This window comes from Clostridium sp. LXY-7 (assembly GCF_056172015.1).
Window position 1 is genome coordinate 196,351 of record NZ_JBLLJL010000004.1, and the last position, 24,561, is coordinate 220,911.

Below are 24,561 nucleotides of genomic sequence, written 5' to 3' on the forward strand. Positions count from 1 at the left end.
AAGAAGGGGGAGTAAAATGGATACATTAATTATTGAAGAAAGAGAAATTAAAAAGGAACAACCTCCTAAGAAAAAGAGTAAATTTAGAAATAAAAAGTTAAATGATTGTCTTTGGGGGTACTTATTAATACTGCCATTATTATTAGGGCTGGGTTTATTTTATATAATACCCTTTTTTCAAAACCTGTATTATAGCTTTACTGATTTAGGCTCTTTTGGAAAATACTCATGGATTGGACTTGAAAATTATAAAAGACTTGTTTCTGATCCCAGTATCCCACGAGCATTATTAAATACTTTTAAATTTACTATAGTATCTGTTCCGATTAGTATTTGTTTATCAATTATTATATCTACATTACTAAATTTGAAGATAAAAGGAATCTCATTTTATAGATTATTGTTTTTCTTGCCAGCTGTAACTATGCCTGCTGCCATCGCAACGATGTGGAAATGGCTTTACAATGGACAATATGGTTTAATAAATCAAATTTTAGCTAAGCTTGGTTTAGAGGGACATGCTTGGATAGCAGAGCCTCAATACGCAATGGCAGCTTTAATAATTGTAGGCATATGGAGTTCCTTAGGAATGAAAATAATCTATTTTCTTGCAGGGCTCCAGGGAATTCCAAAATCTTATTATGAAGCTGCAACTATAGATGGTGCGGGCCCAATAAGACAATTTTTCTCAATAACTTTACCTTTGCTATCACCAACAATATTCTTTGTTTCAATTACATCATTGATTGGTGCCCTTCAAATGTTCGACATAATATTTATGATGATTAGCAAGACTAGTATGGCAATAGATAGCACTATGTCTATTGTATATCTATTCTACAAGAATGCATTCGAATATCTTGATAAAGGATATGCATCAGCAATTTCTATAGTATTATTTGCAATAATACTTATTATTACAGCATTTCAACTTAAACTGCAGAAGAAATTTGTTGATTAGTAAGAATAGGTTAGGAGAGTTGGAAATGAATGAATTAAATTTAAATAAAAATAAAAAAATTCTTATACATTTTCTTTTAATAATAGGAGTAATTACTACGGCGATACCATTTATATGGATGATACTAACATCGCTTAAAACATTAGGAGAAACGACACAAATACCACCTAAAATTTTTCCATCTTCACTACAGTGGAGCAATTATAAAGATGCTATAGATACACTACCCTATGGAACATTTTATTACAATACTATTGTATACACTGTAGTGACCACTATAGGACAACTAATTTTTTGCTCCACGGCAGGATATGCCTTTGCGAGAATTGATTTTCCAGGGAAAAATTTTATATTTATTCTTATACTATCTGTACTTATGGTACCAGGGCAAATATTTATAATCCCTCAGTTTATGATTATTAAAAAACTAGGATTATTAAATTCAATACCTGCCCTTATTCTTCCTGGTTTATTTAGCGCTTTTGGCACTTATTTAATGAGACAGTTTTTTATGAATATTCCAAAGGAGTTAGAAGAAGCTGCAGTATTGGATGGTTATAATCGTTTTCAAATATTGACCAAGATAATGCTTCCTTTAGTTAAACCTGCATTAACTGCACTTGCAATAAGTACAATGTTATATTGTTGGAATTCGTTAATGTGGCCTTTAATTGCAAACACATCTATAGATAAGATGACATTGTCAGCAGGTCTTGCTTCTATGCAAGGACAGCATTCTACCAATTACCCAGTAATGATGGCTGGAACGGTACTTGCTATATGGCCTATGATAATTGTATTCTTAATATTCCAAAAACAATTTGTTGAAGGAATGGCTTTCACTGGAACAAAAGGCTAATATAATTGAATTTCAAATTATAATATTTTAAAAATCTTAATTAGTTAAGGGGGATTAAAAATGTCAAAGGTTAGAGTTGGGTTAATAGGAGCAGGACAACGAGGTAAGGATATTTATGGAAATTATGCACTTACAAATCCTGAGCATATAGAATTTGTAGCAGTAGCAGAACCAAATGAGATAAAAAGAAGAGAGTTTTCAGAAAAACATAATATAAAGCCAGAATATCAATTTGAATCATGGGAGCAGCTTTTAGAAAAAGATAAATTCTGCGATGCAGTAATCATCGCTACTCCAGACAGAATACATTTTGAACCTGCAAAGCTTGCATTAAAAAGAGATTATCATATACTTTTAGAAAAACCTATGTCAAGTATCCCAGATGAAGTAATGAAATTAGGAATGCTTGCAAAGGAAAATAATAAGATTTTCATGATATGTCATGTTCTCAGATATACACCTTTATTTAATAATATCAAAAAATTAATAGACAGTGGAGAAATAGGGGATATAATGTCTATTCAACATAACGAAAATATTGGATATTTCCATTTTGCTCATAGTTTTGTAAGAGGAAACTGGAGAAATTCTAACTTATCAAGCTCATTAATGCTACAGAAATCTTGTCATGATATGGACATCTTGTTATGGCTAGTGGGAAGTAGTTGTACCCAAATTGCTTCCTTTGGAGAATTAAGCTATTTCAAAAAAGAAAGAAAACCTGAAGGTGCAGGGGATAGATGTATTGAATGCAAAATAGAAAGCCAGTGTCCTTATTCAGCAATTAAATTATATTACAGCAATGTTGGAAAGTGGCCAACTACTGCAATAGTTGAGACTCAAACCATAGAAGAAGTTGAAAAAGCAGTTAAGGAAGGTCCTTATGGCAGATGTGTATACAATTGTGATAATAATGTAGTTGATCATCAAAGTACCATATTGGAGTTTGAAAATAATGTTACAGCCACTTTTAACTTATCAGCATTTACAAATCAAGTTAATAGAACCCTTAAAATAATGGGAACTAAAGGAGAAATTCGTTCAATAGACAGTAAAAATGAAATAGAAATTCAACTATTTGATACAAATGAAAGAAAAGTACTAAATCCTAAGCAGATAACCGGAGGCCATGGTGGTGGAGATACAGGGATAATGCAAGATTTCATATCTTTAATCTTATCTAATAAAGGTAAAGCTTTGACATCTGCTAATGTTTCTGTACAAAGTCATATGATGGCTTTTGCAGCAGAGGAATCAAGATTAACAAACAAAGTAGTGAATATGAAGGAGTATTACAATAATTTTTAATATATATATTTTAGTGATAGGGGGAGTTTGTTTGAACTTTTTAGGAGTAGATGGAGGTGGAACTAAAACCGAATTCATCATAATAAACGAAAATGGACAGGTACTTGGTCATGATATTAAACCTACCTGTCATTACAAACAAACATCTTTAGAAATATTTGAAAAAGTTATGGTGAAAGGTATAGAAGAGGTTTGTAAGCAAGCAAATATATGTATACGGGGGATAGATTTTTCTGTAATAGGGATTGCAGGATATGGAGAAATATCAACAGATATTGATGATATTGAAAAAGTGGTTGAAAGTATCCTGTTGGAAGATACATATAAATGTGTAAATGATGCTGTAGTAGCATGGGCAGGTTCTCTAGGATGTGCCCCTGGAATAAATGTTGTAGCTGGAACAGGTGCAATAGGATATGGGGTGGACTATAGAGGTAAGGTTGCAAGATCTAGTGGCTGGGGACCATTTTGTGGAGATGAAGGTTCAGCATTTTGGATTGGTAAAAAGGTCATAGAGATATTTAGTAAAGAGGCTGATGGAAGATTAGAGAGAACACCTTTATACCATATTGTTCGAAGAGAATTTGGTATTGAAAATGATTTTGATTTACTTGATATAGTTGTGAATAAGATGGAAATGAAGAGAGAGGAAGTTGCAAAACTTGCTAAATTATTATATAAAGCGGCTAAAGAAGATGACAAAATTGCAATAGAAGCTTATTCACAAGCTGCATTTGAGCTTTACCTAACTATTAAATCCATAATAGACAAATTAGTCTTTTTACCTAAGGAAAAATTATTGGTTTCTTACTCAGGCGGAGTATTTAATGCAGGAGAATATGTCTTAGCTCCACTAAGAAACTATTTTCAAGATGAAGATAGACACATTAAGTTAATTACTCCTATATTAAAGCCAGTATATGGTGCTGCACTATATGCTTCAACTATAAAAATGGGAAAAAATAATGTTAATATTGTTGAAAATATAAAAGTAGAGCAATTAAAATGGGAAATCCATTAATCTTTGAATAAATTAAGGTATTTAAAAGAAAACAGATTAACATATTTCTATTATTTTTGAAGATACCCAAATACTACCCAAATATGAAGGGAGAATTTTTATGGCTGGTTTATTATTTAAAAATTTATATAAGATATATGAAGGTGATGTAACTGCTGTAAGTGATTTCAATTTGGAAATAAAAGATAAAGAATTTATAGTATTGGTAGGACCTTCTGGATGTGGAAAGTCTACTACACTTAGAATGGTTGCAGGATTAGAAGAGATCTCTAAAGGTGACCTATATATTGATGGCGAACTTGTCAATGATGTCCATCCTAAGGATAGGGATATAGCCATGGTTTTTCAGAATTATGCATTATATCCTCATATGACTGTATATGACAATATGGCCTTTGGTCTTAAATCTAGAAAACATTCAAAACAAGAAATAGATGAGAAAATTAAAGAGGCTGCAAAAATACTAGGATTAGAAAAACTGCTTCATAGAAAGCCTAAAGCTCTCTCAGGCGGTCAAAAGCAAAGAGTTGCTCTTGGAAGATCTATTGTTAGAAATCCAAAGGTTTTCTTGATGGATGAACCATTATCAAATTTAGATGCAAAATTAAGGATTCAGACTAGAGCAGAAATAACAAAGCTACACAATAAATTAGAAACTACATTTATCTATGTTACTCATGATCAAACTGAAGCAATGACAATGGGAGATAGGATTGTAATAATGAAGGATGGTTTAGTCCAACAAGTGGATACACCAGAGAATGTATATTCTAATCCAGCAAATATTTTTGTAGCTGGATTTATAGGGAGCCCTAAGATGAATTTTATGGATGTTACAGTTATTAAAGAGGGTGAGGATGTTTTCATAAAACTCCTTAATTCCATGATTAAATTAGATAATGATAAAGGTAAAAGAATAGTAGAGAAGGGATACCTAGATAGAGATGTTGTAATGGGGATTAGACCAGAGCATATGTATTATAATGATAAGAAAACTGATGTTTTCTTAGAGGGTGTATTAAACTTTATAGAAATGCTAGGTTCGGAGAAGTATCTCTACCTTACAATGGAAGGCAATTCATTTACAGCTCGAGTAAATTCAGATAATATTGTGGAAAAAGGGGATAATATAAGACTATATCTAGATGATAAGAAAATTCATATATTTGATAAAGAAAGTGGAGTATTAGTATAGCATTATTAGAATTTTATAAAACAAATAGATAAGGCATATACCATGAAGGAATTTTAACTATATAAATTGATATTAGAGAGGTGAATAAGATGGATATTGTTTCAACAAAAGAAATGTTATTAGATTGTAAAAAAAATAAATATGCTGTTCCAGCTTTTAATATTTATAACTTGGAAACCATGCAGGGAGTATTAGAAGTTGCTAATGAGTTAAACTCACCAGTAATTATTGCTACTTCACCAGGAACTATTGATTATGCAGGGATGGATTATTTAGTTTCAATGGCTAAAGTTGGGGCTAAAAGGTATAATATCCCCATTTCATTACATTTAGATCATTGCTCAGATATTGAAATCATAAAAAGATGCATAAAAGAAGGATATAAGTCTGTAATGATAGATGCCTCATTAAAGGATTATGAGGAAAATATTAAAATAACAAAAGATGTGGTGGAGTTTGCACATAAGTATAATGTAAGTGTAGAAGCTGAACTAGGTCTAGTTGGTGGACAAGAAGATGAGAGAAAAATTGAAGAAAAAGATAGTATGCTTACAAATCCCCATATGGTTTTGGACTTTATTGAAAAAACAGATATAGACTCATTAGCAGTTGCAATAGGTACCACCCATGGAGTGTATAAATGTGAACCAAAGTTGGATTTCGAGAGATTAAATATGATTAACAACTTAGTTAGTATCCCTTTAGTATTACATGGAGCTTCAGGAGTGCCGGCTGAAAGTGTTATAAGAGCAATAGAAAATGGTATTTGTAAAGTTAATATTGCAACAGAACTAAAAATGCCTTTTGTTAATGCATTAAAGAAATTCCTTAATGAAAACCCCAAAGTAAATGATCCTAGGCATTACCTAATACCTGCTAAAGAGGCATTGAAAAAGGTGGTAGTAGAGAAGATACAAATTTGTGGTAGTGCAAATAGGGGGTAGGCTATGATTACTATTACCTTAAACCCGTCAATTGATAGAAGGTATAACATTGAGAGATTTGAGAAGGGAAAAGTTTTTAGAACTGATGATTTTCAATATACTGCTGGAGGAAAAGGATTAAATGTAGCAAAAGTAATAAAAATTCTCAATGAACCTGTGATAGCTACAGGCTTCTTAGGAGGAAAATCTGGGAGCTATATAAAGGATAAGTTAGATGAAATAAATATTGTGAATAATTTTGTTTCTATTAATGGTGAAACCAGAAGCTGCTTGGCAATAATCTCAGAGGATGGTAGTCAAACAGAGATATTAGAGTCTGGTCCTTTGATATCACAAACAGATATGCAAAGGTTCTATGAGTTATATGAAGAGCTAATTAGAGATTCTAAAGTTATATGTATTTCAGGAAGCATGCCAAAGGATATGGAGGTAGAGACCTATAGGAATTTAATAGAGATAGCCAATAAACGAGGAAAGAAAATTTTGTTAGATACTAGTGGAGAAGCATTAAAGAAGGGTATGGAAGCTAGACCATATTTAATCAAACCAAATAAGGAAGAGCTAGAAAATCTCATTGGAAATATTATTTCTACGGAAGAGGATATAATTAAAGGAGTAAGTCCTATAATTAAACAAGGTATTAATATAGTTGCCGTATCTCTTGGAAGAGAGGGTTGTTTGGTATTTAATGATAATTATATGTACAGAGTAAGAGTGCCTGAGGTAAAGGCTATCAATCCAGTAGGTTCAGGAGATGCAATGATAGCAGGATTTGCTGTATCTTTAAAAAGAAATTATGAATTTGAAAATATGTTAAAATTAGCAGTGGCCTGTGGTACAGCTAATGCTTTGGAAGAAGAAACAGGAAAAGTAGACATTAATAATATTAATAGGCTTATAGAAGATATAGTTATTGAAAAGATTAGATTATAAAAAGGAGATTTAATGAGTACTTTAATCAAAAATATTAGATTAATCACACCTAATAGTGTGTTAATAGGATATTGTGTTATAATCAATGAAGGTAAGATAATAGATATAGATTTAGAAGAAAATATAAGTTTAGACTTAATGAGTGAAATAATTGATGGAGAAGGAAGATTCTTATCACCTGGCTTTATCGATATTCATAACCATGGCAACACAGGTCATGATATTATGGATAGTACAGAGGAAACCCTTGATAAAATGGGAGAATTTCATATAAAAAATGGAGTTACTTCCTACTTAGGGACTATAATAACCTCTTCATATGATAATATTATTACCGCTATAAAAAATATAGCAAATTATAAAAACAAAAAAGCCTTTTCACAAATTCTTGGTATTCATCTTGAGGGGCCGTTTTTCTCCCTTCTTAGAAAAGGGGCGCAACCAGAAATGTATATTAAGGAGCCAGACTTGAAGATTATTAAGGAATTTGTAAAAGTAGCTAAAGATAAATTAAAGATGGTTTCTATAGCCCCAGAAATTCATGGAGCTATGGAGATTATTTCTTATTTGAAAGATAGAAATATTACTGTTTCCATGGCTCATAGCAACGCTACATTTAACGAAGCCAGAAAGGGAATAGATCATGGTGTAAGTGTAGCCACACATTTATTTAATGGTATGAGAGAATTTAACCATAGGGAGCCAGGTATAATAGGGGCAGCTCTTACAGACCATAGAGTATATTGTGAACTTATCTATGATAGAATACATTTGCATGATGAAACTGTAAAAATTGCTCTAAAAACAAAAGGCGTAGATAAAATAGTATTGGTGTCCGATGCTATGAGGGCAGCTGGTCTTGAAGATGGAGAATATGAATTAGGTGGACAAAAGGTCATAGTTAATAATGGAGCAGCTCGTCTAGAGAATGGAGGTTTAGCTGGGTCAACATTAAAGTTAAAAGATGCAGTATACAATATGGTGAATAGGCTAAATATACCAATTCAAGATGCTATAAGGATGGCTAGCTTATCTCCTGCTAAAGCCATTGGTGTAAGTAGATTTAAAGGAAGTATTGAAATTGGTAAAGAAGCGGACATGTTATTATTTGATGATGATATGAATATATCTTTTGTCTTTATTTATGGAAATTGTATTGCTCTCTAACTTTTTTTAGCGCTGAATTGTTAAATTAAATGTAGCGCTTTACTTCATCTTAAAAAGCTTCATTAGCTTTTTAAGGAATGCTTTAGACTTTGGAAAGGATTTCTATATAGCAGATATCAAAGAACAGCCAATTAATTGGACAAACAAATTTAAGAGAAGAGGAAAAGTAGGATATTTAATATATATAAATTAAACATAGATAATAGAGCTATACTAAGATTGTTTAATAGAAAAAGGTGAAGCTTTAAAAAGATTACAGTAGTATAAGCCATAATCAACAAATTTGTATTATAAACCAAGAGATTATTGATAAAAATTTAGAATATGAATAAAGTAGGGAAGTGTAGAGTAATGTTGACAAATAAAGCATTACTACAATCTTTATATAAAAAATATATAACCAAACCGTTGGTTCCGGGTTCAAGTCCTCGTGCCCCTGCCACAGAAACTCAGTAAACTGAAAGGTTTGCTGAGTTTTTATTTTATCATAAAATGAGTGGTTTTTGGTGTGTTGGTTGTCTAACTAAACACTATAAAAAAATCACTTATTTTTTTATAAGAATTTTGAAGCTTTTTAAATCTCTTCTCGTTGCATATTTAGAAAAGCAAGAGTAAAACACTAATTATAATAGCTCATATAGACATGATTAATGAACTAAGTATATTGGTATTTGGGATATATGGATTAAAACTAGATGCAGTATAACAATGGTGAAATGTCGGAGTTATCATAGTATTTTAAACATGAGATAATGATAGTATGGAAAGCTGAAATTAGACATAACCTCCTCCAAAGAGGCACTTAGGAAACTAGGTGTCTTTTATTTTATCTCAAGTTTTCCATAATATACCTCAGCACGATTATAATAAAGAGCGAAAGGAGGGTTATTATGGAAAGTATTGAAGAAATGTACAGAAAAATTTATAACTTAAGACAAGCACTGCAAGAACTTATTAAACAAAAAGAAGATTTAGCAGATCCTGTAGTTGTTGCAGCTAGTCAAGAGCTTGACGTAGTTCTTAATGAGTATAATAATTTACTTAGAGAACTGAACAAGTAATGCCAAATGGGGAGGAATTTAATATAATTCCTCCCTTCTAATTATACATACAAAACAAGGTAAGATAACAACAAGATATTAAAGACATAGCCCTAAATATTCCACCCATAGAAGATACTTAGTGTAAAAGCTAAGTGGTTAGAGTATAATTTTAGTTGACAATAGATAATAAAAAATAAACCAAGGAGTTGCTGTATAGTCATATATAGGAATATATAAAATCTTGAAATAGGTACAATTCATTACGATAAAAATAGAGGGCTTGATGAAGTCCTCTATTTTTTATTTAAATATTTACAATTTTATGGATACATAGTAGAATAGATACAAGAACATATGTTCTTGTACAACTGATTTAGATAGGAGATATTACTATGAAATTATTTAAAGGAATACCATGTGTATACTCTTGTAGAGATGAAAAGATAGAATATGAGTGCAGTGCGCTTTCAAGAAATGATTCTATGAGCTTTGCAATAGAAGCTGTAGAGGAGCAATTACTATTAAATGAAGAAATATTAAAAAAAGCATTATCTAAAGAACAAAATCTTGAAACAGATGGAGTATATATGTATATGTCTAATTGGAATATAATACCGGTAAAGAGTAAAGTTCATATAACTATACTTCCAGAAGTCACTAATTTCTATGCTGCAAATCTAAATATAAGTATAGGTATTAAAAATACTGATTTAAATAAAATATTAGATATAAAATAATAGCAAAAAAGTAGTCCCATTACGAAACTACCTTTTCACTATTCGAAACAACTACATGATAACATATAATAATGTAAATGTATACAAAGAAAATTATATTCAGCTATATGAAGTAAAGGCAACATTATTAATAGAGTTACCTTTACTCAATATTATTCAGCGAGGGATAGAAAAAGAAAATGGAGAATAGGATTAAGTGTTGGAGCGTAGATAACATAGAGAAATTAATGTTAATGTAGTAAAATTAAGTTAGTAAGTATAGTTCTTACACGAGGGGGAGTTATGAGTATGAGAAGAGAGTTGAATTATTATATTCAGAAGTATGAGATAATAGAGGATATGATAAAATATAAGCCTCTATTTTGGGAGAACCCTAAGACAGAAGGATATCTAAAATCCAAAGAGAACATGCCGTTTACTCTAGATGATATGACTCAAGCAGAATGTAGGCTAAAAAAGTTTTCTACATTTTTAATGAATGAATTTCAGGAGTTGAAGGATACAGGCGGAATCATAGAATCACCATTGAAAGAAATTAAAAATATGAAGGAGTATTTTCAGAAAGAATTATGCATTAGCATTAATGGAACCCTTCTTATGAAGTGTGACAGTGAATTAAAGGTTGCAGGATCTATAAAAGCACGAGGAGGAATTTATGAAGTATTAAAGCATGCTGAAACTCTTGCTTTAGAAAATGGAATTATAGACGATAATAGCAAATATGAAACATTTGGAACTAAAAAGATGAAGAAATTTCTTTCAGGTTACAAGGTAGAAGTTGGATCTACAGGAAATTTGGGATTAAGCATAGGAATTATGTCTGCAGCTATGGGTTTTAAGGCAATAGTTCATATGTCTCAAGAAGCGAAACAGTGGAAAAAGGATTTATTAAGAAGCAAAGGTGTAGAGGTTAGAGAGTATAGCTCTGATTTTACGAAAGCTGTAGAAGAGGGGAGAAAAAGTTCACTAGAGGACCCTAAGAGTTATTTTGTAGATGATGAAAAGTCTAAAGACTTGTTTATGGGATATGCAGTGGCTGCTTTTAGACTTAAAGAGCAATTAGATAATCTTAATGTAATAGTAGATAAAACACATCCACTAATTGTATATCTTCCTTGTGGTGTTGGTGGAGGTCCAGGAGGAATAACTTTTGGACTTAAAGCAATATATGGAGATAATGTTAGGTGTTATTTTGGAGAGCCTACTCATGCCCCAGCTATGATGTTAGGGCTGATTACAGGCGAACATGATGAAATCAAAGTTCAGGATTTAGGAATAGATAATATAACAGAAGCAGATGGACTTGCAGTGGGATGCCCTTCAGCCTTAGTAAGCAAATTTATAGGTCCATGGATAAGTGGATGTTATACGGTAGAAGATTCGGAACTCTATCCTATTTTAAAAGAGTTAAAGGATAGAGAAGGATTAATAATAGAACCATCATCAGCAGCAGCATTTTTAGGATTAAAGAGAATGGCAGAAAACCATATAGAAGATATAAACATAGAAGGTGCAACTCATATAGCATGGACAACAGGAGGATTATTCTTGCCTAAGGAGATGTTTGATGAATACTATATCAAAGGGAGTAATAAGAAATAGTAAAAATATATAACTAGAGTGAGAACTTATATAAAGTATACACAGATTAATTTACACACACTCACTCTCTATGAAATTTGTATTTCAGATTCTAAGGTAGAATATTTATAAGAGAAAGCTTTTCGGTTCTGGAAAGCTTTTTTATTTCGTGCTCTCTTTTAAGAGCGGATGACTTGTCTTGGAATTCTTCATGATAAATTATTTCTACAGGTAATCTACATCGAGTATATTTAGCGCCCTTTCCATTATTATGAGTTAAGAGTCTTTTTCCTAAGTCATTAGTCCAACCAGTATATAAGGTATTATCGCTACATTTTAGAATATATACATAACACATAAGTTAAATCCTTTCATTAATTAAAATATACTTATCATAATTTATATATTTATACACGGTTAAAAATATATAAATATATAGTGTTTATCAGGAATTAAAAATATTTATAAATTAGGATAAATTTAAATTTGTAAGATTATTTTGTATCCTACATTATAAATTTAAAAGTAAATAAGTTATATCATAAGTATAGTATAAATGCTAATATATTGATAATAAAAATTTTCCGTTGAAATAAGTTATTGGTTAGTATATAATAAATAAGTAAAATAGAATATATGTAGTTTTGGGTACATTATGTTTAATAGGGAAAGTGGTTTAAATCCACTACAGCCCCCGCTACTGTAAACGGCGACGAATCTTATAAGTCACTGGATTAATATCTGGGAAGACAAGATAAGGATGAACCGTGAGTCAGGAGACCTGCCTTAAAACTTGAAGCTAATACTTCGGAGGGAAGGTAAAATACATAATGTTGCTTCGGCATAATAAAATTATGCTAATAAATTATGTTTATAGTTAAAGATAACTTTAACCTCTACCTCTAATGGTAGAGGTTTTTTATTGGGAAAAATTGTTACGACCCCTGGGGTGGTTACATAATTTGGGAGGAGTTTGAGGATGAAAAAGGCAATTTTAGTTGTTAGTTTTGGTACGACATATAAGGAGACTTTAGAACTAACTATAGAAAAAATAGAAAATGAGATAAGAGATACTTTTAAGGAGTATTATGTTAAAAGAGCATTTACTGCTCATATGATTATCAATAAATTAAAGAAAAGAGATGGAATAATAGTTCCAACTCCAGAAGAAGCATTAGAGGAACTTTATAAGGAAGGTTATGAAGAGGTTATAGTTCAACCGCTACATATTATTCCAGGAGAAGAATTTCAATATGTAAGATTAGTAGTTGATAAGTTTAGAACAGAAAATAAATTTAAATCTATAAAGGTTGGAAGACCAGCACTACACTTTCAAGGAGGAGAAGAAACTCCAAATGATTATGAGATATTCATTGAATCTATAAAAGAAATAATACCAGAGTATAAGACAATGCTATTTATGGGACATGGAAGTAATCACCCATCTAATGCATGTTTTGTGAGTCTTCAGAGTGTATTTAAATATGTGCATATAGATAATGTTTATGTGGGAACTGTTGAAGGATATCCAACTATAGAAAAAATGATAGAAATGCTTAAAAAGGATAAGGTAAAAGAAGTTAAGTTAGCTCCATTAATGTTAGTTGCTGGAGACCATGCTACAAATGATATGGCCTCTGATGAAGAAGATTCATGGAAAACTATTTTGAATGAGAATGGAATACAGACAGAAGTTTATCTTCATGGACTAGGAGAAATAGAAAAGTTTAGAAAAATATATATAGACCACGTTCAAGATGTAATAGATGGTAAATATCTCCATTTGGGTGATACAAAAAAAACTATATAAGAAAATATTCCTTACAGTTATAGGTAAAAGTATAGGATGTGATTATATGAAAAGTATAATAATTTCGTCTAATAGTAGTGGTGGAGGAAAGACTACCATAACTTTAGCACTTATGAAAGCTCTTAGAAAAAGAGGATATGTTGTACAGGGATATAAAGTAGGACCTGATTATATTGATCCTGCTTTCCATAAAACAGTGACTGGAGTTGCTTCAAGAAATTTAGATTTGTTTCTTATGGGAGAAGAAGGTGTAGTTGAAAGTTATGCTAGAGGTCAAGGTGATCTTGGTGTTATTGAAGGGGTTATGGGACTTTATGATGGTAAGGGAATAGATAGTAGCTATTCCACAGCACATGTATCGAAGGTTTTAAAGATACCAGTAATCCTTGTATTGTCACCTAAGGCTCAGGCTGCTACTCTTTGTGCAGAGATTAAAGGGCTTATGGAATATGAAGATATAGATATAAGAGGAGTAATTCTAAATAATATCGCAGAAGGTTACTATAAATTACTAAAGCTTTGTGTAGAAAAAAATTGTAATACTAAGGTTTTTGGATATGTACCTAAAGATGAAAGATTGAGCTTAAAGAGCAGACATTTAGGACTTGTACAAAGCAGTGAAGTAGAGGATTTAGAAGAAAAATTAGAACTATGTAGTGAACTTTTAGAGAAGTATGTAGATATAGATGAAATTTTAAAAGTATTTAAAGAATGTGAAGCGCAACATTCAGAAAATAAGTTTTTACTTAAAAATAAAGGACTAAATATTGCAGTAGCTTATGATAAGGCTTTTAGCTTCTATTATAAAGAAAATTTAGAACTTTTAGAGCAATTAGGTAACATACAATATTTTAGCCCCCTAATAGATGAGAAGCTTCCAGAAAATATAGACTTTCTATATATAGGAGGTGGGTATCCTGAAGTGTTTAGAGAAGAGTTGAGTGCTAATAAGTCTATGCTTAAAAGTATTAATGAAGCTCTAAATGATGGGTTAAAATGCTATGCGGAATGTGGAGGGTTGATGTACCTTACTGAAAGCATAGAGGGGGTAGAGATGGTTGGATTTTTAAAAGGAAAGTCATATATGACTAAGAGATTAAATAATTTTGGATATGCATCAATTAAAGTAAAAAAGAAAAATACAATGATTTCAGTAGGTACTAAAATAAACTGCCATGAATTCCATAAATCCTTAGTAGAACTACAGGAAGAACAAGTTTATGCTTTAGAGAAGCAGGTTTATGATGGAAGTAAAAAGCAATGGAATTGTGGATATGTTAAAAGAAATACCTTAGCAGCTTACGGTCATGTTCATTTCTTTTCAAATATAGAGTTTTTAAAAAGTTTAGTTGAATAAGCGTAAAGAAACAAATAGCTATTATCTTTAGCATAAGTAAGAAGGAGATAAAAAATGGATTATATAAAAATGCCAATGGATATAGAAAAAAAGAGTTTCGAAATTATTGGAGAAGAGATGGGTCCTCATAATTTTGATAATAGAGAACTTTCAATAATAAAAAGAGTTATTCATACTACAGCGGATTTTGAATATAAAAATCTTGTTTATATGAGAGAAGGAGCTATTGATGCTGCCTTAGAAACTCTTAAAAAAGGTATTACTATTTATACTGACACTAATATGGCTCTTTCAGGAATTAATAAAAAGGCACTAGAGAAATTAAACTGTAAGGTAGTTTGTTATGTGGCTGAAAAAGATGTAGCTGAAATTGCTAAAGAAAAAGGAATAACTCGTTCTATGGCAGCAGTTGAGAAAGCTGTAGAAGATGGAGTAGAGTTCTTCGTATTTGGAAATGCACCAACAGCGTTATTTAAACTTAAGGAATTGATTGAAGCAGGAAAATCTAATGCGAAGTTCATAATTGGAGCACCTATAGGCTTTGTTGGAGCAGCTGAATCTAAAGAGGAAATAGAAAAGCTTGAAAATGTGCCAATGATGACAGTTAGAGGAAGAAAAGGTGGAAGTGCTGTGGCAGCGGCTATAGTAAATGCTCTTATGTACATGTTAGTGGAAAGATAAAGAAGGGATAATTATGTTAAATTTATATGTTAATAGTAATGGGAAAAAATTAAGATGTGGATATACTACAGGTTCCTGCGCAGCAGGGGCTGCGAAGGCAGCAACATTCATGCTTTATACAGGAACGGTTATAGAAGAAATTCAAATTACTACACCTAAGGGTATAACCCTAGATTTAAAAATAAATAAAGTAGTAATTGAAGAGGATTATGTTGAATGCTCCATTATAAAAGATGGTGGAGATGATATAGACGCAACTCATGGCCTTAGCATATGGGCGAGAGCTGAGAAATTAGATCATGGATATGTGCTAAAGGGTGGAAAAGGTGTAGGAGTTGTTATGGGTGAGGGACTTTATATAAGTAAAGGAGAACCAGCTATAAATCCTGTGCCTAGAGTTATGATTGAACAAAGCGTTGCTGAAGTGCTTCCTAAGGATAAAGGGGTATCAATAACTATTTTTGTACCTAAAGGAGAAGAAATAGCTAAAAAAACCTTTAATCCTAGATTAAATATAATTGGAGGCATTTCTATTTTAGGGACTACAGGAATAGTATATCCGATGTCAGAAGATTCCATTAAGGAATCCATAAAAATAGAGATTACCCAAAAAGCGCTAAAACATAAAAAACTTATCTTAGCTTTTGGAAACATGGGAGAAAAGGTTGCAGAACAAATGGGATATGGAGAAGAGCAAGTGGCTATTATATCTAATTTCGTAGGTCTTGCAATAGAATACTGTATAGAGTGTAAAGTAGAGGAGATTTTAATAATTGGTCATATAGGTAAACTATGTAAGGTATCGGCAGGATGTTTTAATACTCATAGTAGAGTGTGTGACGTAAGATTAGAGGTAATAGCACTAGAGCTTGCACTATTAGGTGCACCAAAGGAAGTAATAGAAAGAATATATATGGAGAAGACCACTGAAGGAGCCATAAAAGCTCTTGGTGATGATTATAAGGAGATATATCAAAGTATAGTTAAAAAGGTTAAAAAGAGAATGGAAGCCTATAGCTATGATGCAATTAAATGTAATGCAGTAATGTATTGGGGAGCTACAGATCCTAAAATACTAGCTACTGCAGAATAAAGTGGGTGAAATGTTTGATATATATAGTTGGATTAGGGCCTGGTAGTAGTGATTATATACTTCCTAAAGCTTTAAAAACCTTAGAAAATGCTGATTTAGTAATGGGTTTTTCTAGAGCTTTAGAAAGTATTGATTTCATAGACAATAATAAAATAGCTATTAAAACTTTAAGTGATATATTAGATAATGTAGAGAAAAATAAAGATAAAGACATTGCTGTAATAGCTTCAGGAGACCCATGTTTTTATGGAGTGACTGAATATATAAAGAGAAATTTAAATAAAGATAAAGTAGAGATAATTCCAGGAATCAGCTCTTTTCAATATCTTATGTGTAAACTAGGTAAAAGCTGGCAAGGAGCTTTTTTAGGAAGTGTTCATGGAAGAGAAGCAGATTTTTTAAGTATAGTTAGTAAAAACAAAACGTGTGTTTTTTTAACGGATAAGACTAATTCTCCAAAGATTTTAGCTGAGAAGCTTTTAGAAGGAAATATAAACTGTAAAGTTTATGTAGGAGAAAATCTATCCTATGAAGATGAAAAAATAACTATAGGAAATCCTTTGGAAATATCTAAGGGAGAATTTACATCCTTAAGTGTTTTTATAGTGGAGGAAGCTTAGATGAAGTTTATAAAAGATGAAGAATTTATTAGAGGAAATTGTCCTATGACTAAAGAGGATATAAGAATTCTTAGTATAGCTAAATTAAATTTAGAAGAAGATTCAAACCTATTAGATATTGGTGCAGGTACGGGTACAATTGGTATACAAGGATGCAAGATATGTACCAAAGGTAAAGTTATTGCTATAGAGAGAGATAAAGAAGCCTTAGAAATAGCGCATAAGAATAAGGAGAAATTTGGGTGCCACAACTTGGAAATAGTTGAAGGAGATGCTATGGAAATATTAGATAATATAGAAGAAAAGTTTCATAGCATATTTATAGGTGGAAGTGGCGGAAACCTAGAAGGAATAATTAAGAATTATAGTTTAAAGTTACATGAGGGTGGAAAAATGGTGTTAAATTTCATAACCCTAGATAATGTATATAAAGCTATGAACACTTTGAAAGAACTAGAGTTTAAGATTAGCTGTACTCAAGTAGGAGTTAGCAAAACTAGAGGGCAGAGCTATATGTTGTTCGGATATAATCCAATATTTATAGTTGAAGCAGAGAAGTAAAAGTTAAGGAGTGAAATATATGGCAAAGTTATATGGAGTAGGTGTAGGTCCAGGAGATAAGGAGCTTTTAACAATAAAGGCTATTAAAACCATAGAAAAATGTGATGTAATAGTTTCACCAAGTGCAATGAAGGGCGGTACTAGTATAGCGCTGGGTATTGCTGAGGATTATATATCTGAAAAACAAGAAATTATGATAAAACAGTTCCCCATGGGAGGAGAAGACCAAGAGGAAAAAATATATGAAGCTTTCAAGGCTATTGAAGAGAAGCTAAAAGAAGGAAAAAATATAGCATTTTTAACCCTTGGAGATCCATTTGTATATAGTACTTATATATATTTACTGAAGTATATAGAGGAACATGGCTTTGAGGTTGAGACAGTACCAGGAATAACATCCTTCTGTGCTTCAGCAAGCCTTGCACAAACTCCATTGGTTATTGGAGATGAACCATTATTAATTTTACCAGCAAGTAGAGTTCAAGATATTAAAGATGAAAAATATGTGGTAATAATGAAGGTTTATAAAAGAGAAGAAGAAGTACTTAATGTATTAGATAAAAAGGGTTTTAACTATGTGTATATAAAAAGAGCCGGAAGAGAAGGGCAAGAGATATTAAAAAATAGAGAAGAGATACTTAACAACAATGAATACATGTCACTAATTATAGCTAATAGAGCTTAACATTAGTATTTAATATATAATGTTAAATAAATAGGAGGATATCACAATGGTTTATTTTATAGGAGCAGGTCCAGGAAATGTTGATTTAATAACAATAAAAGGTAGAGATACATTGCAAAAGGCAAATGTGGTAATATATGCAGGCTCACTTGTAAGTAAAGAGCATTTAGATTTTTGTAAAGAAGACTGTGAAATACATAATTCAGCATCCATGAGTTTAGAGCAAGTTTTAGAGGTTATGGATAAGGCTGAAAAAGAAGGTAAAATGGTAGTAAGACTTCATACTGGAGATCCTGCTATTTATGGAGCCATAAAGGAGCAAATGGATGAGCTTGATAAAATGAATATAAATTATGAAGTAATTCCAGGAGTAAGTTCTTTCAGTGCAGCTGCAGCAGCTATTAAAAAGGAATTCACTCTTCCATCAGTAACTCAAACAGTAATATTAACAAGAGTTGAAGGAAGAACTCCAGTTCCAGAAACAGAAGATTTAGAAAGATTAGCATCTATAGGTGCATCTATGGCTATATTCCTATCTATAAGTATGATTGATAAGGTAGTAGCTAAATTAAGAAAAGGGTATGGCAGAAATGTGAATATAGCTGTAGTAGAAAGAGCTACATGGGAAGATCAAAGAATTATTATCGGGACTCTTGATGATATAGCTGAAAAGGTTAAAGAAGCAAATATAGTAAAATGTGCGCAAATATTAGTAGGAGACTTTATAGATTGTGATTATGAGAAGAGTCTTTTATATGATAAAACTTTTACTCATATGTTTAGAGAAGGAACAGCGGAATAGAGAAGTGCTCACTACGTTCGCAGAGAAGAGTTCACTGCGTTCACAGAGAAGTGTTCACTATGTTCACGGTGAAATATTCACTTTGTGAACAGGGAAGGTAAGCTTTGGGTTGATGAAATTAGAATTTTTAAGTTATGAGTTTTAAGGAGGGGAGTGAAGGTATGAGGTTAGCGGTGGTCTCTGTAACTAGAAATGGCAATGCTATAGCTGAGAAGTTAAAGGGATATTTTGAACTAGAGCTTTATTCAAGTTATAAGAATAAAGAGTTTAAGCTTAGGGACGTAACTAAGAACTTAATGGAAAACATGGATGGAATAATATTTATAGCCTCTACAGGAATAGCTGTTAGAGCTATAGCCCCCTTTCTTAAAGGAAAGGATAAGGATCCTGCTATAGTGGTAATAGATAGTGAAGGTAAATTTTCTATAAGTCTTGCAGGAGGACATCTAGGAGGGGCTAATGATCTTGCTCTCAAAATTTCTAATATTTTAAAGTGTATTCCTGTTATAACAACAGCTACAGATAGTTTAGGAATAGTGGCTCCAGATATATTAGCTAAGGACAATAATCTGATTATAGAGGACTTGAAAAAAGCTAAAGATATTGCTGCTAGATTAGTAGATGGAGAAGTAATTGGTTTTATAGATGAAGAAGAAAAGATAACATTACCAAAGGGATATAAAAGTGGAAGTGAAAATATCACAGGTGTTGTCATAGTTACGAATAAGTTAAATACTGAATATCCACATAAGAGAAAGAGCACTTCAGAGCTAAGACTTATAAGAAAAAATATAATTTTAGGCATGGGATGTAGAAAAAATGTGGATAGTTTGAAGGTTAGAAATTTTGTTGTGGATACTTTAAGGAAATATAATATAGATTTAAGAGCAGTAAAAAAGATATCCACTGTGGAGATAAAAAAAGATGAACAGGCACTTATAGCTTTAAGTGGATTTTTAGATTGTCCTATAGATATACATTCTGTAGATGAAATAAAAACTGTAGAGCATAAATATAAAGGGAGTGATTTTGTTCAAAAAACTATAGGGGCTAGGGCTGTGTGTGAGCCATGTGTAGAGCTTAGTGGAGGAGAATTAATCACAGAGAAGCTAAGCTTTGAAGGTATAACCCTTTGTATAGGTAAAATAACAATTTAGAATTCTACATTAATACTAAGTTCTAAGGAGGAATAAAGATGGGAAAATTATACGTAATAGGAATAGGACCAGGTGGACTTGAGCATATGACATTAAAGGCTGCAAAGGCTATAGAAGAATGTGATATCATAGTTGGATATACAAAATATATTGAAATGATAAAGCCATTATTAGATGGAAAGAGAATATATTCTACAGGAATGAAGGGTGAAGAAGCTAGATGTGAAGAGGCATTAAACCTTGCAAAAGAAGGCACTGTAGCTGTAGTTTCCACAGGAGATGCGGGAATATATGGTATGGCAGGTTTAATACTAGAGATGAAGAAAGATGAGGAAATTGAAATAATTCCAGGAGTTACAGCATCATCTTCAGCAGGATCTGTAGTAGGAGCTCCATTAATGCATGATAACTGTAATATAAGTTTAAGTGATTTAATGACTCCATATGAGGATATTAAAAAAAGAGTAAGGCTTGCAGCAGAAGGAGATTTTGTGATATCGCTTTATAACCCTAAGAGTAAGGGAAGACCTCATTATTTAAGTGAAGCTATAGATATAATTAAAGAATATAGAAATGGAAGCACTCCAGTAGCTATAGTAAAGAATGCTCTTAGAGATGGACAGGAGTCACATGTATTAACAATAGATACCTTTGATGATTCACTGGTAGATATGTTTACGTTAGTTATTATAGGAAATAGTAAGAGTTATATAAAAGAAGGATTATTTGTAACTCCAAGAGGATATAAGGTAGGAGAGAAGTAAAATGATAGCCTTAATTTTAGGTACTTCAGAAGGTAAGGTAATATTATCAAAGCTAAATGAGAAGACTTCAGACATATTAGTATCAACAGCTACTACATATGGAGGAGAATTGCTTAAGGATTATAAATATAAGGTTTTAAATGACAAAGCTCTAACTTATGAGGAGTTAAAAAACTTATTAGTAGTAAATGGAGTAAGGGTCCTTGTAGATGCATCTCATCCTTATGCACTAGAAATAAGTAAAACCTCAATGAAAATAGCTAAAGAGCTTAATATAGAATATTTAAGATATGAAAGAGAAAGCACTCTAAAGGAATTTCCTGATAACCCATTAATTATAGAAATAGAGGATTATACAGGCTTAACAGAAGCATTAAAAGATGTAAATGGTAATATATTAAATACCACAGGAAGTAGAAATTTAGATAAAATACTAGGCTTAAACTTACCTAATAGAATCATTCATAGAGTGTTACCGTCATTAAAAGTTATGAAAGAATGTTTTGATCTAGGAATCAAGGTAGAGGATTTAGTATTCATAAAAGGCCCTATAAGCTATGATTTTAACTGTGCTTTTATAAATGAGTACGGTGCAGAGGTTCTACTTACCAAGGATAGTGGACCGCAGGGTGGAACCTATGAAAAATTAAAAGCTGCCATAGATATGGGAGTTAAGGTTATAGTAATAGGCAGAAAGACTATGGAATATGGGAAAGTCTTTAATAAAGAAGTAGATTTAGTTAATTATATATGTGAACATTATAAATAAAGTATGAAGTAACTTATTTAGGGAAGAGTGCCCTAGGCATAGGTAAGTACTCACTGCTTTCGTGGTAAGGAGTCACTTTTTGACAGGTAAGGCGCAACCAAAGGTTGCAGGAAAGGAAAAAATCAGCAAAGCTGATTTTATATTTTAAAGCAACAAAGTCGTAATATAACTGCTTTTGCCTATGCAAAAGTTACCTTCACCTGTGAGCGAAGCGAGCGCCTTACCTGTGCCAAAGGCACTCCTTCCCTGCGAACAAAGTGAGCCTTTTACCTGCAACCTACGGTTGCCCTTACCTAAATAAAGATGCTTCACACTTTATTTAAAGGTTGACATAAGGTCATATTATAATTAGAATATAAATAATATTGTTTTGTGAGTGTATCTAGGTTTTAAACTGAGCGGTACAGGGATATGGTAAGATCCTACACGTAGAAATTTTAAACCTACGGAGTCACTAATTTCCTCGGAAATAGTGTCTTTGTAGGTTTTTTTGTTGTTTGATTATATATTTTAGCACCTATGAATATAAATATAAGAAGAATTTAGAAATTGGGGGAGAAGGAATGCCAAAAGTGGATTTTAGTTTTATCAAGGAAGTTTTTAATGAAAAAGTAACATCGGAAGAATATAGAGATGCAGTAAATGAAATTGGGTTATGGAAATCGGAGGAGATAATCTTTAATAGATATATTGAAAAGAAAAATAAAATATTGGATATAGGATGTGGAGCTGGAAGAACTACATTTTCACTTTATGAACTTGGATATAAGAACATTCAAGGAATAGACTTAAGTGAAGTTATGATTGAAAATGCTAAAAAGCTTAATGAAATTAAAAGATATGAAATAGATTTTACTATAGGGAATGCAATAAGACTACCTTATGAAAAGGGATGTTTTGATGCAGTAATATTTTCATTTAATGGTTTTATGCAAATACCAGGGGAAAGTAATAGAATTAGGGCGCTAAAAGAAATACACAGGGTATTAAAAAATGGAGGAGTATTTATTTTTACCACTCATAATAGAGGAAACAGTAATTATTTGGAATACTGGAAGGAAGAAGAAAAAAGATGGAGAAAAAATAATAATGATCCTAAACTATTAGAATTTGGGGATAGGATTATACCAAATAAAGAAAGAGAAAGTTTTATACACATTCCAACTTTAGAGGAGGTAATGAGATTATTACGAAGAGGTGAATTTAACATTATAGAATGTACAAGTAGAAGTGTGTTGTGTGAAGAAAGTGAAAAGGTAAAAGAATTTTCAACAGAGTGTATATTTTGGGCAGTAGAGAAACTATAGGGAGGATTTACAATGGGGAAACTTTATGGAGAGAGAATAGTATTAAGGGAATATAGAAGAGAAGATTTAGAGGACATAAGAAAATGGGTAAATGACCCAGAAGTGGTGGATTTCTTATCTGATATTTTTATATATCCTAACACCATCAATGAAACAGAGGAATATCTAAACTCTGTATTAAGCAAAACAGGAATAGAAAGAGGAAACTTTATAATAGCGCATAAGGATTCAGAAAAATATATAGGGCAAATAGATTTGCTTAAGGTCGATTGGAGAAGTAGATTTGCAGAGATTGGAATAGTAATAGGCACAAAAGAGAATTGGAGTAAAGGTTATGGCTATGAAGCAATAAAGTTGCTACAAAGTTTTGTATTTAACACCTTAAATCTTAATAAATTGCAGCTTCATGTTCATGATTATAATGAAAGAGCAAGGGCTTGTTATAGAAAATGCGGCTTTGTGGAAGAAGGGATAATGAGACAACATTTTTATAAAAATGGAAAATATACAGACTATATAATTATGTCCATATTAAAGAAGGAATACGATGAAATGTAATCTTTATAGTAGTCTTAGTTTATAAAATATGAAATGAATTTTATTTTTTATTGAGTCAAAAAATATAGTGGAAGATGGTTTTACACCAATAATAACCGGAGGAATCAAGCGAGATACAAGGTTCTCCTTATATTTAATATTATCAAGAGAGTTTAATAGATTAAAAAAGCTATTAGGCATAAAATCATCTTCTACAGATATAATGAGAATAAAATTCAATTGACATGAATTATCAATTATTTATATTTTACAATAACGAATAAATAATGTCAAGAATAAATGATAATACTTATCATTTATTCTTGACATAAAAATAGATATTATTTAATCCTAGTTAAACTCATGAATTGTTAAGAGACTTATATTCTTAGTGATCTCTTAATTTTATTATAAATGAAATATTAATGTTTGATTAAATCGATTGCACCTAAAACAATATGAGCAGCACCAAATCCTAAAAGGGCAGTCTCAGCCATTGGAACCATATCTTTCTTTTTCATTTTATGTCTTCTCATATCTTGCGCTCTAAGTGCCGCAGAAGCACCTGTAACCACTGTACCAAGAACTATGGGAACTAAACCTTCTTTAACTCTCATAATAGCACCTCACTATATTTTTTTAAAATTAAGTCATATTTATAGTTTGCTC

Annotated in this window: 26 protein-coding genes and 1 riboswitch; of the genes, 24 read left to right on the top strand and 2 right to left on the bottom strand. The window is 31.7% G+C overall.

All coding sequences use genetic code 11. The annotated features are described in order from the left end of the window. Positions 1–16 precede the first annotated feature (16 nt). From ACI48Q_RS14155 to ACI48Q_RS14205, 11 genes are all read left to right on the top strand, one after another. A complete protein-coding gene (locus ACI48Q_RS14155) occupies positions 17–961 on the top strand; it encodes a carbohydrate ABC transporter permease (RefSeq protein ID WP_474919761.1) in 945 nt (314 codons plus the stop codon). Positions 962–986: 25 nt separating this feature from the next. Continuing rightward, positions 987–1,820, top strand: coding sequence for a carbohydrate ABC transporter permease (locus ACI48Q_RS14160; RefSeq protein ID WP_474919762.1), 834 nt, complete (start codon positions 987–989; stop codon positions 1,818–1,820). A gap of 60 nt (positions 1,821–1,880) precedes the next feature. Beyond that, positions 1,881–3,128 carry a Gfo/Idh/MocA family protein gene (locus ACI48Q_RS14165; RefSeq protein WP_474919763.1) on the top strand — a complete coding sequence of 416 codons (1,248 nt, stop codon included), beginning with the start codon at positions 1,881–1,883 and terminating at the stop codon, positions 3,126–3,128. 31 nt (positions 3,129–3,159) lie between these two features. Next, a complete protein-coding gene (locus tag ACI48Q_RS14170) occupies positions 3,160–4,149 on the top strand; it encodes an N-acetylglucosamine kinase (RefSeq protein ID WP_474919764.1) in 990 nt (329 codons plus the stop codon). Between the two features lie 100 nt (positions 4,150–4,249). Beyond that, the gene (locus tag ACI48Q_RS14175) at positions 4,250–5,344 is read left to right on the top strand and encodes an ABC transporter ATP-binding protein (RefSeq protein ID WP_474919765.1); all 1,095 of its coding nucleotides are present in this window, start codon (positions 4,250–4,252) and stop codon (positions 5,342–5,344) included. Positions 5,345–5,433: 89 nt separating this feature from the next. After that, positions 5,434–6,288 carry a class II fructose-1,6-bisphosphate aldolase gene (fba, locus tag ACI48Q_RS14180; RefSeq protein WP_474919766.1) on the top strand — a complete coding sequence of 285 codons (855 nt, stop codon included), beginning with the start codon at positions 5,434–5,436 and terminating at the stop codon, positions 6,286–6,288. A 3-nt stretch (positions 6,289–6,291) separates the two neighbouring features. Continuing rightward, complete coding sequence (gene pfkB, locus ACI48Q_RS14185) at positions 6,292–7,221, top strand: 1-phosphofructokinase (RefSeq protein WP_474919767.1); 930 nt, start codon at positions 6,292–6,294, stop codon at positions 7,219–7,221. Positions 7,222–7,233: 12 nt separating this feature from the next. Further along, positions 7,234–8,388 carry an N-acetylglucosamine-6-phosphate deacetylase gene (gene nagA / locus ACI48Q_RS14190; RefSeq protein ID WP_474919768.1) on the top strand — a complete coding sequence of 385 codons (1,155 nt, stop codon included), beginning with the start codon at positions 7,234–7,236 and terminating at the stop codon, positions 8,386–8,388. Positions 8,389–9,278: 890 nt separating this feature from the next. Next, positions 9,279–9,449, top strand: coding sequence for a Spo0E family sporulation regulatory protein-aspartic acid phosphatase (locus ACI48Q_RS14195; RefSeq protein ID WP_474919769.1), 171 nt, complete (start codon positions 9,279–9,281; stop codon positions 9,447–9,449). 374 nt (positions 9,450–9,823) lie between these two features. Continuing rightward, positions 9,824–10,168: a hypothetical protein gene (locus tag ACI48Q_RS14200; RefSeq protein WP_474919770.1), complete on the top strand. Its 345-nt coding sequence runs from the start codon at positions 9,824–9,826 to the stop codon at positions 10,166–10,168. 282 nt (positions 10,169–10,450) lie between these two features. Further along, on the top strand, positions 10,451–11,770 hold the full coding sequence (locus ACI48Q_RS14205) for a D-serine ammonia-lyase (protein WP_474919771.1): 1,320 nt from the start codon (positions 10,451–10,453) through the stop codon (positions 11,768–11,770). 91 nt (positions 11,771–11,861) lie between these two features. Here the strand turns inward: ACI48Q_RS14205 and ACI48Q_RS14210 are convergent, their stop codons facing one another. Continuing rightward, positions 11,862–12,107, bottom strand: coding sequence for a GIY-YIG nuclease family protein (locus ACI48Q_RS14210; RefSeq protein WP_474919772.1), 246 nt, complete (start codon positions 12,105–12,107; stop codon positions 11,862–11,864). 271 nt (positions 12,108–12,378) lie between these two features. Next, positions 12,379–12,552: riboswitch (cobalamin riboswitch) on the top strand. Between the two features lie 176 nt (positions 12,553–12,728). On the opposite strand from ACI48Q_RS14210, the gene ACI48Q_RS14215 reads away from it, so the two are divergent. The 13 genes from ACI48Q_RS14215 to ACI48Q_RS14275 all read left to right on the top strand — a co-directional run bounded on the left by ACI48Q_RS14215 (position 12,729) and on the right by ACI48Q_RS14275 (position 23,913). Then, entirely contained in the window at positions 12,729–13,559 is an 831-nt protein-coding gene (locus ACI48Q_RS14215; protein ID WP_474919773.1) for a sirohydrochlorin cobaltochelatase, read from the top strand. 46 nt (positions 13,560–13,605) lie between these two features. Beyond that, on the top strand, positions 13,606–14,916 hold the full coding sequence (locus ACI48Q_RS14220; protein WP_474919774.1) for a cobyrinate a,c-diamide synthase: 1,311 nt from the start codon (positions 13,606–13,608) through the stop codon (positions 14,914–14,916). 54 nt (positions 14,917–14,970) lie between these two features. Beyond that, complete coding sequence (locus ACI48Q_RS14225) at positions 14,971–15,597, top strand: precorrin-8X methylmutase (protein WP_474919775.1); 627 nt, start codon at positions 14,971–14,973, stop codon at positions 15,595–15,597. Positions 15,598–15,610: 13 nt separating this feature from the next. Then, positions 15,611–16,690: a cobalt-precorrin-5B (C(1))-methyltransferase CbiD gene (gene cbiD / locus ACI48Q_RS14230; RefSeq protein ID WP_474919776.1), complete on the top strand. Its 1,080-nt coding sequence runs from the start codon at positions 15,611–15,613 to the stop codon at positions 16,688–16,690. A 5-nt stretch (positions 16,691–16,695) separates the two neighbouring features. After that, complete coding sequence (gene cbiE, locus ACI48Q_RS14235) at positions 16,696–17,310, top strand: precorrin-6y C5,15-methyltransferase (decarboxylating) subunit CbiE (protein WP_474919777.1); 615 nt, start codon at positions 16,696–16,698, stop codon at positions 17,308–17,310. Then, positions 17,311–17,871, top strand: coding sequence for a precorrin-6Y C5,15-methyltransferase (decarboxylating) subunit CbiT (gene cbiT / locus ACI48Q_RS14240; protein ID WP_474919778.1), 561 nt, complete (start codon positions 17,311–17,313; stop codon positions 17,869–17,871). A 19-nt stretch (positions 17,872–17,890) separates the two neighbouring features. Then, complete coding sequence (locus ACI48Q_RS14245) at positions 17,891–18,556, top strand: cobalt-factor II C(20)-methyltransferase (RefSeq protein WP_474919779.1); 666 nt, start codon at positions 17,891–17,893, stop codon at positions 18,554–18,556. Positions 18,557–18,602: 46 nt separating this feature from the next. Continuing rightward, positions 18,603–19,358, top strand: a complete 756-nt coding sequence (gene cobM / locus ACI48Q_RS14250) for a precorrin-4 C(11)-methyltransferase (protein WP_474919780.1) — start codon at positions 18,603–18,605, stop codon at positions 19,356–19,358. Positions 19,359–19,519: 161 nt separating this feature from the next. Beyond that, positions 19,520–20,515: a cobalt-precorrin 5A hydrolase gene (cbiG, locus tag ACI48Q_RS14255; RefSeq protein WP_474919781.1), complete on the top strand. Its 996-nt coding sequence runs from the start codon at positions 19,520–19,522 to the stop codon at positions 20,513–20,515. 38 nt (positions 20,516–20,553) lie between these two features. Then, complete coding sequence (gene cobJ / locus ACI48Q_RS14260; protein WP_474919782.1) at positions 20,554–21,279, top strand: precorrin-3B C(17)-methyltransferase; 726 nt, start codon at positions 20,554–20,556, stop codon at positions 21,277–21,279. 1 nt (position 21,280) lies between these two features. Next, complete coding sequence (locus ACI48Q_RS14265) at positions 21,281–22,048, top strand: cobalt-precorrin-6A reductase (RefSeq protein ID WP_474919783.1); 768 nt, start codon at positions 21,281–21,283, stop codon at positions 22,046–22,048. A 563-nt stretch (positions 22,049–22,611) separates the two neighbouring features. Beyond that, positions 22,612–23,355: a class I SAM-dependent methyltransferase gene (locus tag ACI48Q_RS14270; RefSeq protein ID WP_474919784.1), complete on the top strand. Its 744-nt coding sequence runs from the start codon at positions 22,612–22,614 to the stop codon at positions 23,353–23,355. Between the two features lie 12 nt (positions 23,356–23,367). Beyond that, the gene (locus tag ACI48Q_RS14275; protein ID WP_474919785.1) at positions 23,368–23,913 is read left to right on the top strand and encodes a GNAT family N-acetyltransferase; all 546 of its coding nucleotides are present in this window, start codon (positions 23,368–23,370) and stop codon (positions 23,911–23,913) included. A gap of 401 nt (positions 23,914–24,314) precedes the next feature. Here ACI48Q_RS14275 and ACI48Q_RS14280 read toward each other — a convergent pair whose 3' ends face one another. Further along, positions 24,315–24,509, bottom strand: coding sequence for an asparagine synthase (locus ACI48Q_RS14280; protein ID WP_474919786.1), 195 nt, complete (start codon positions 24,507–24,509; stop codon positions 24,315–24,317). Positions 24,510–24,561 lie beyond the last annotated feature (52 nt).

Coding starts and splice junctions, on each gene's coding strand:
- ACI48Q_RS14155 (WP_474919761.1), top strand. CDS start 17: ATGGATACATTAATTATTGAAGAAAGAGAAATTAAAAAGGAACAACCT.
- ACI48Q_RS14160 (WP_474919762.1), top strand. CDS start 987: ATGAATGAATTAAATTTAAATAAAAATAAAAAAATTCTTATACATTTT.
- ACI48Q_RS14165 (WP_474919763.1), top strand. CDS start 1,881: ATGTCAAAGGTTAGAGTTGGGTTAATAGGAGCAGGACAACGAGGTAAG.
- ACI48Q_RS14175 (WP_474919765.1), top strand. CDS start 4,250: ATGGCTGGTTTATTATTTAAAAATTTATATAAGATATATGAAGGTGAT.
- fba (WP_474919766.1), top strand. CDS start 5,434: ATGGATATTGTTTCAACAAAAGAAATGTTATTAGATTGTAAAAAAAAT.
- pfkB (WP_474919767.1), top strand. CDS start 6,292: ATGATTACTATTACCTTAAACCCGTCAATTGATAGAAGGTATAACATT.
- nagA (WP_474919768.1), top strand. CDS start 7,234: ATGAGTACTTTAATCAAAAATATTAGATTAATCACACCTAATAGTGTG.
- ACI48Q_RS14195 (WP_474919769.1), top strand. CDS start 9,279: ATGGAAAGTATTGAAGAAATGTACAGAAAAATTTATAACTTAAGACAA.
- ACI48Q_RS14200 (WP_474919770.1), top strand. CDS start 9,824: ATGAAATTATTTAAAGGAATACCATGTGTATACTCTTGTAGAGATGAA.
- ACI48Q_RS14205 (WP_474919771.1), top strand. CDS start 10,451: ATGAGTATGAGAAGAGAGTTGAATTATTATATTCAGAAGTATGAGATA.
- ACI48Q_RS14210 (WP_474919772.1), bottom strand. CDS start 12,107: ATGTGTTATGTATATATTCTAAAATGTAGCGATAATACCTTATATACT.
- ACI48Q_RS14215 (WP_474919773.1), top strand. CDS start 12,729: ATGAAAAAGGCAATTTTAGTTGTTAGTTTTGGTACGACATATAAGGAG.
- ACI48Q_RS14220 (WP_474919774.1), top strand. CDS start 13,606: ATGAAAAGTATAATAATTTCGTCTAATAGTAGTGGTGGAGGAAAGACT.
- ACI48Q_RS14225 (WP_474919775.1), top strand. CDS start 14,971: ATGGATTATATAAAAATGCCAATGGATATAGAAAAAAAGAGTTTCGAA.
- cbiD (WP_474919776.1), top strand. CDS start 15,611: ATGTTAAATTTATATGTTAATAGTAATGGGAAAAAATTAAGATGTGGA.
- cbiT (WP_474919778.1), top strand. CDS start 17,311: ATGAAGTTTATAAAAGATGAAGAATTTATTAGAGGAAATTGTCCTATG.
- ACI48Q_RS14245 (WP_474919779.1), top strand. CDS start 17,891: ATGGCAAAGTTATATGGAGTAGGTGTAGGTCCAGGAGATAAGGAGCTT.
- cobM (WP_474919780.1), top strand. CDS start 18,603: ATGGTTTATTTTATAGGAGCAGGTCCAGGAAATGTTGATTTAATAACA.
- cbiG (WP_474919781.1), top strand. CDS start 19,520: ATGAGGTTAGCGGTGGTCTCTGTAACTAGAAATGGCAATGCTATAGCT.
- cobJ (WP_474919782.1), top strand. CDS start 20,554: ATGGGAAAATTATACGTAATAGGAATAGGACCAGGTGGACTTGAGCAT.
- ACI48Q_RS14265 (WP_474919783.1), top strand. CDS start 21,281: ATGATAGCCTTAATTTTAGGTACTTCAGAAGGTAAGGTAATATTATCA.
- ACI48Q_RS14270 (WP_474919784.1), top strand. CDS start 22,612: ATGCCAAAAGTGGATTTTAGTTTTATCAAGGAAGTTTTTAATGAAAAA.
- ACI48Q_RS14275 (WP_474919785.1), top strand. CDS start 23,368: ATGGGGAAACTTTATGGAGAGAGAATAGTATTAAGGGAATATAGAAGA.
- ACI48Q_RS14280 (WP_474919786.1), bottom strand. CDS start 24,509: ATGAGAGTTAAAGAAGGTTTAGTTCCCATAGTTCTTGGTACAGTGGTT.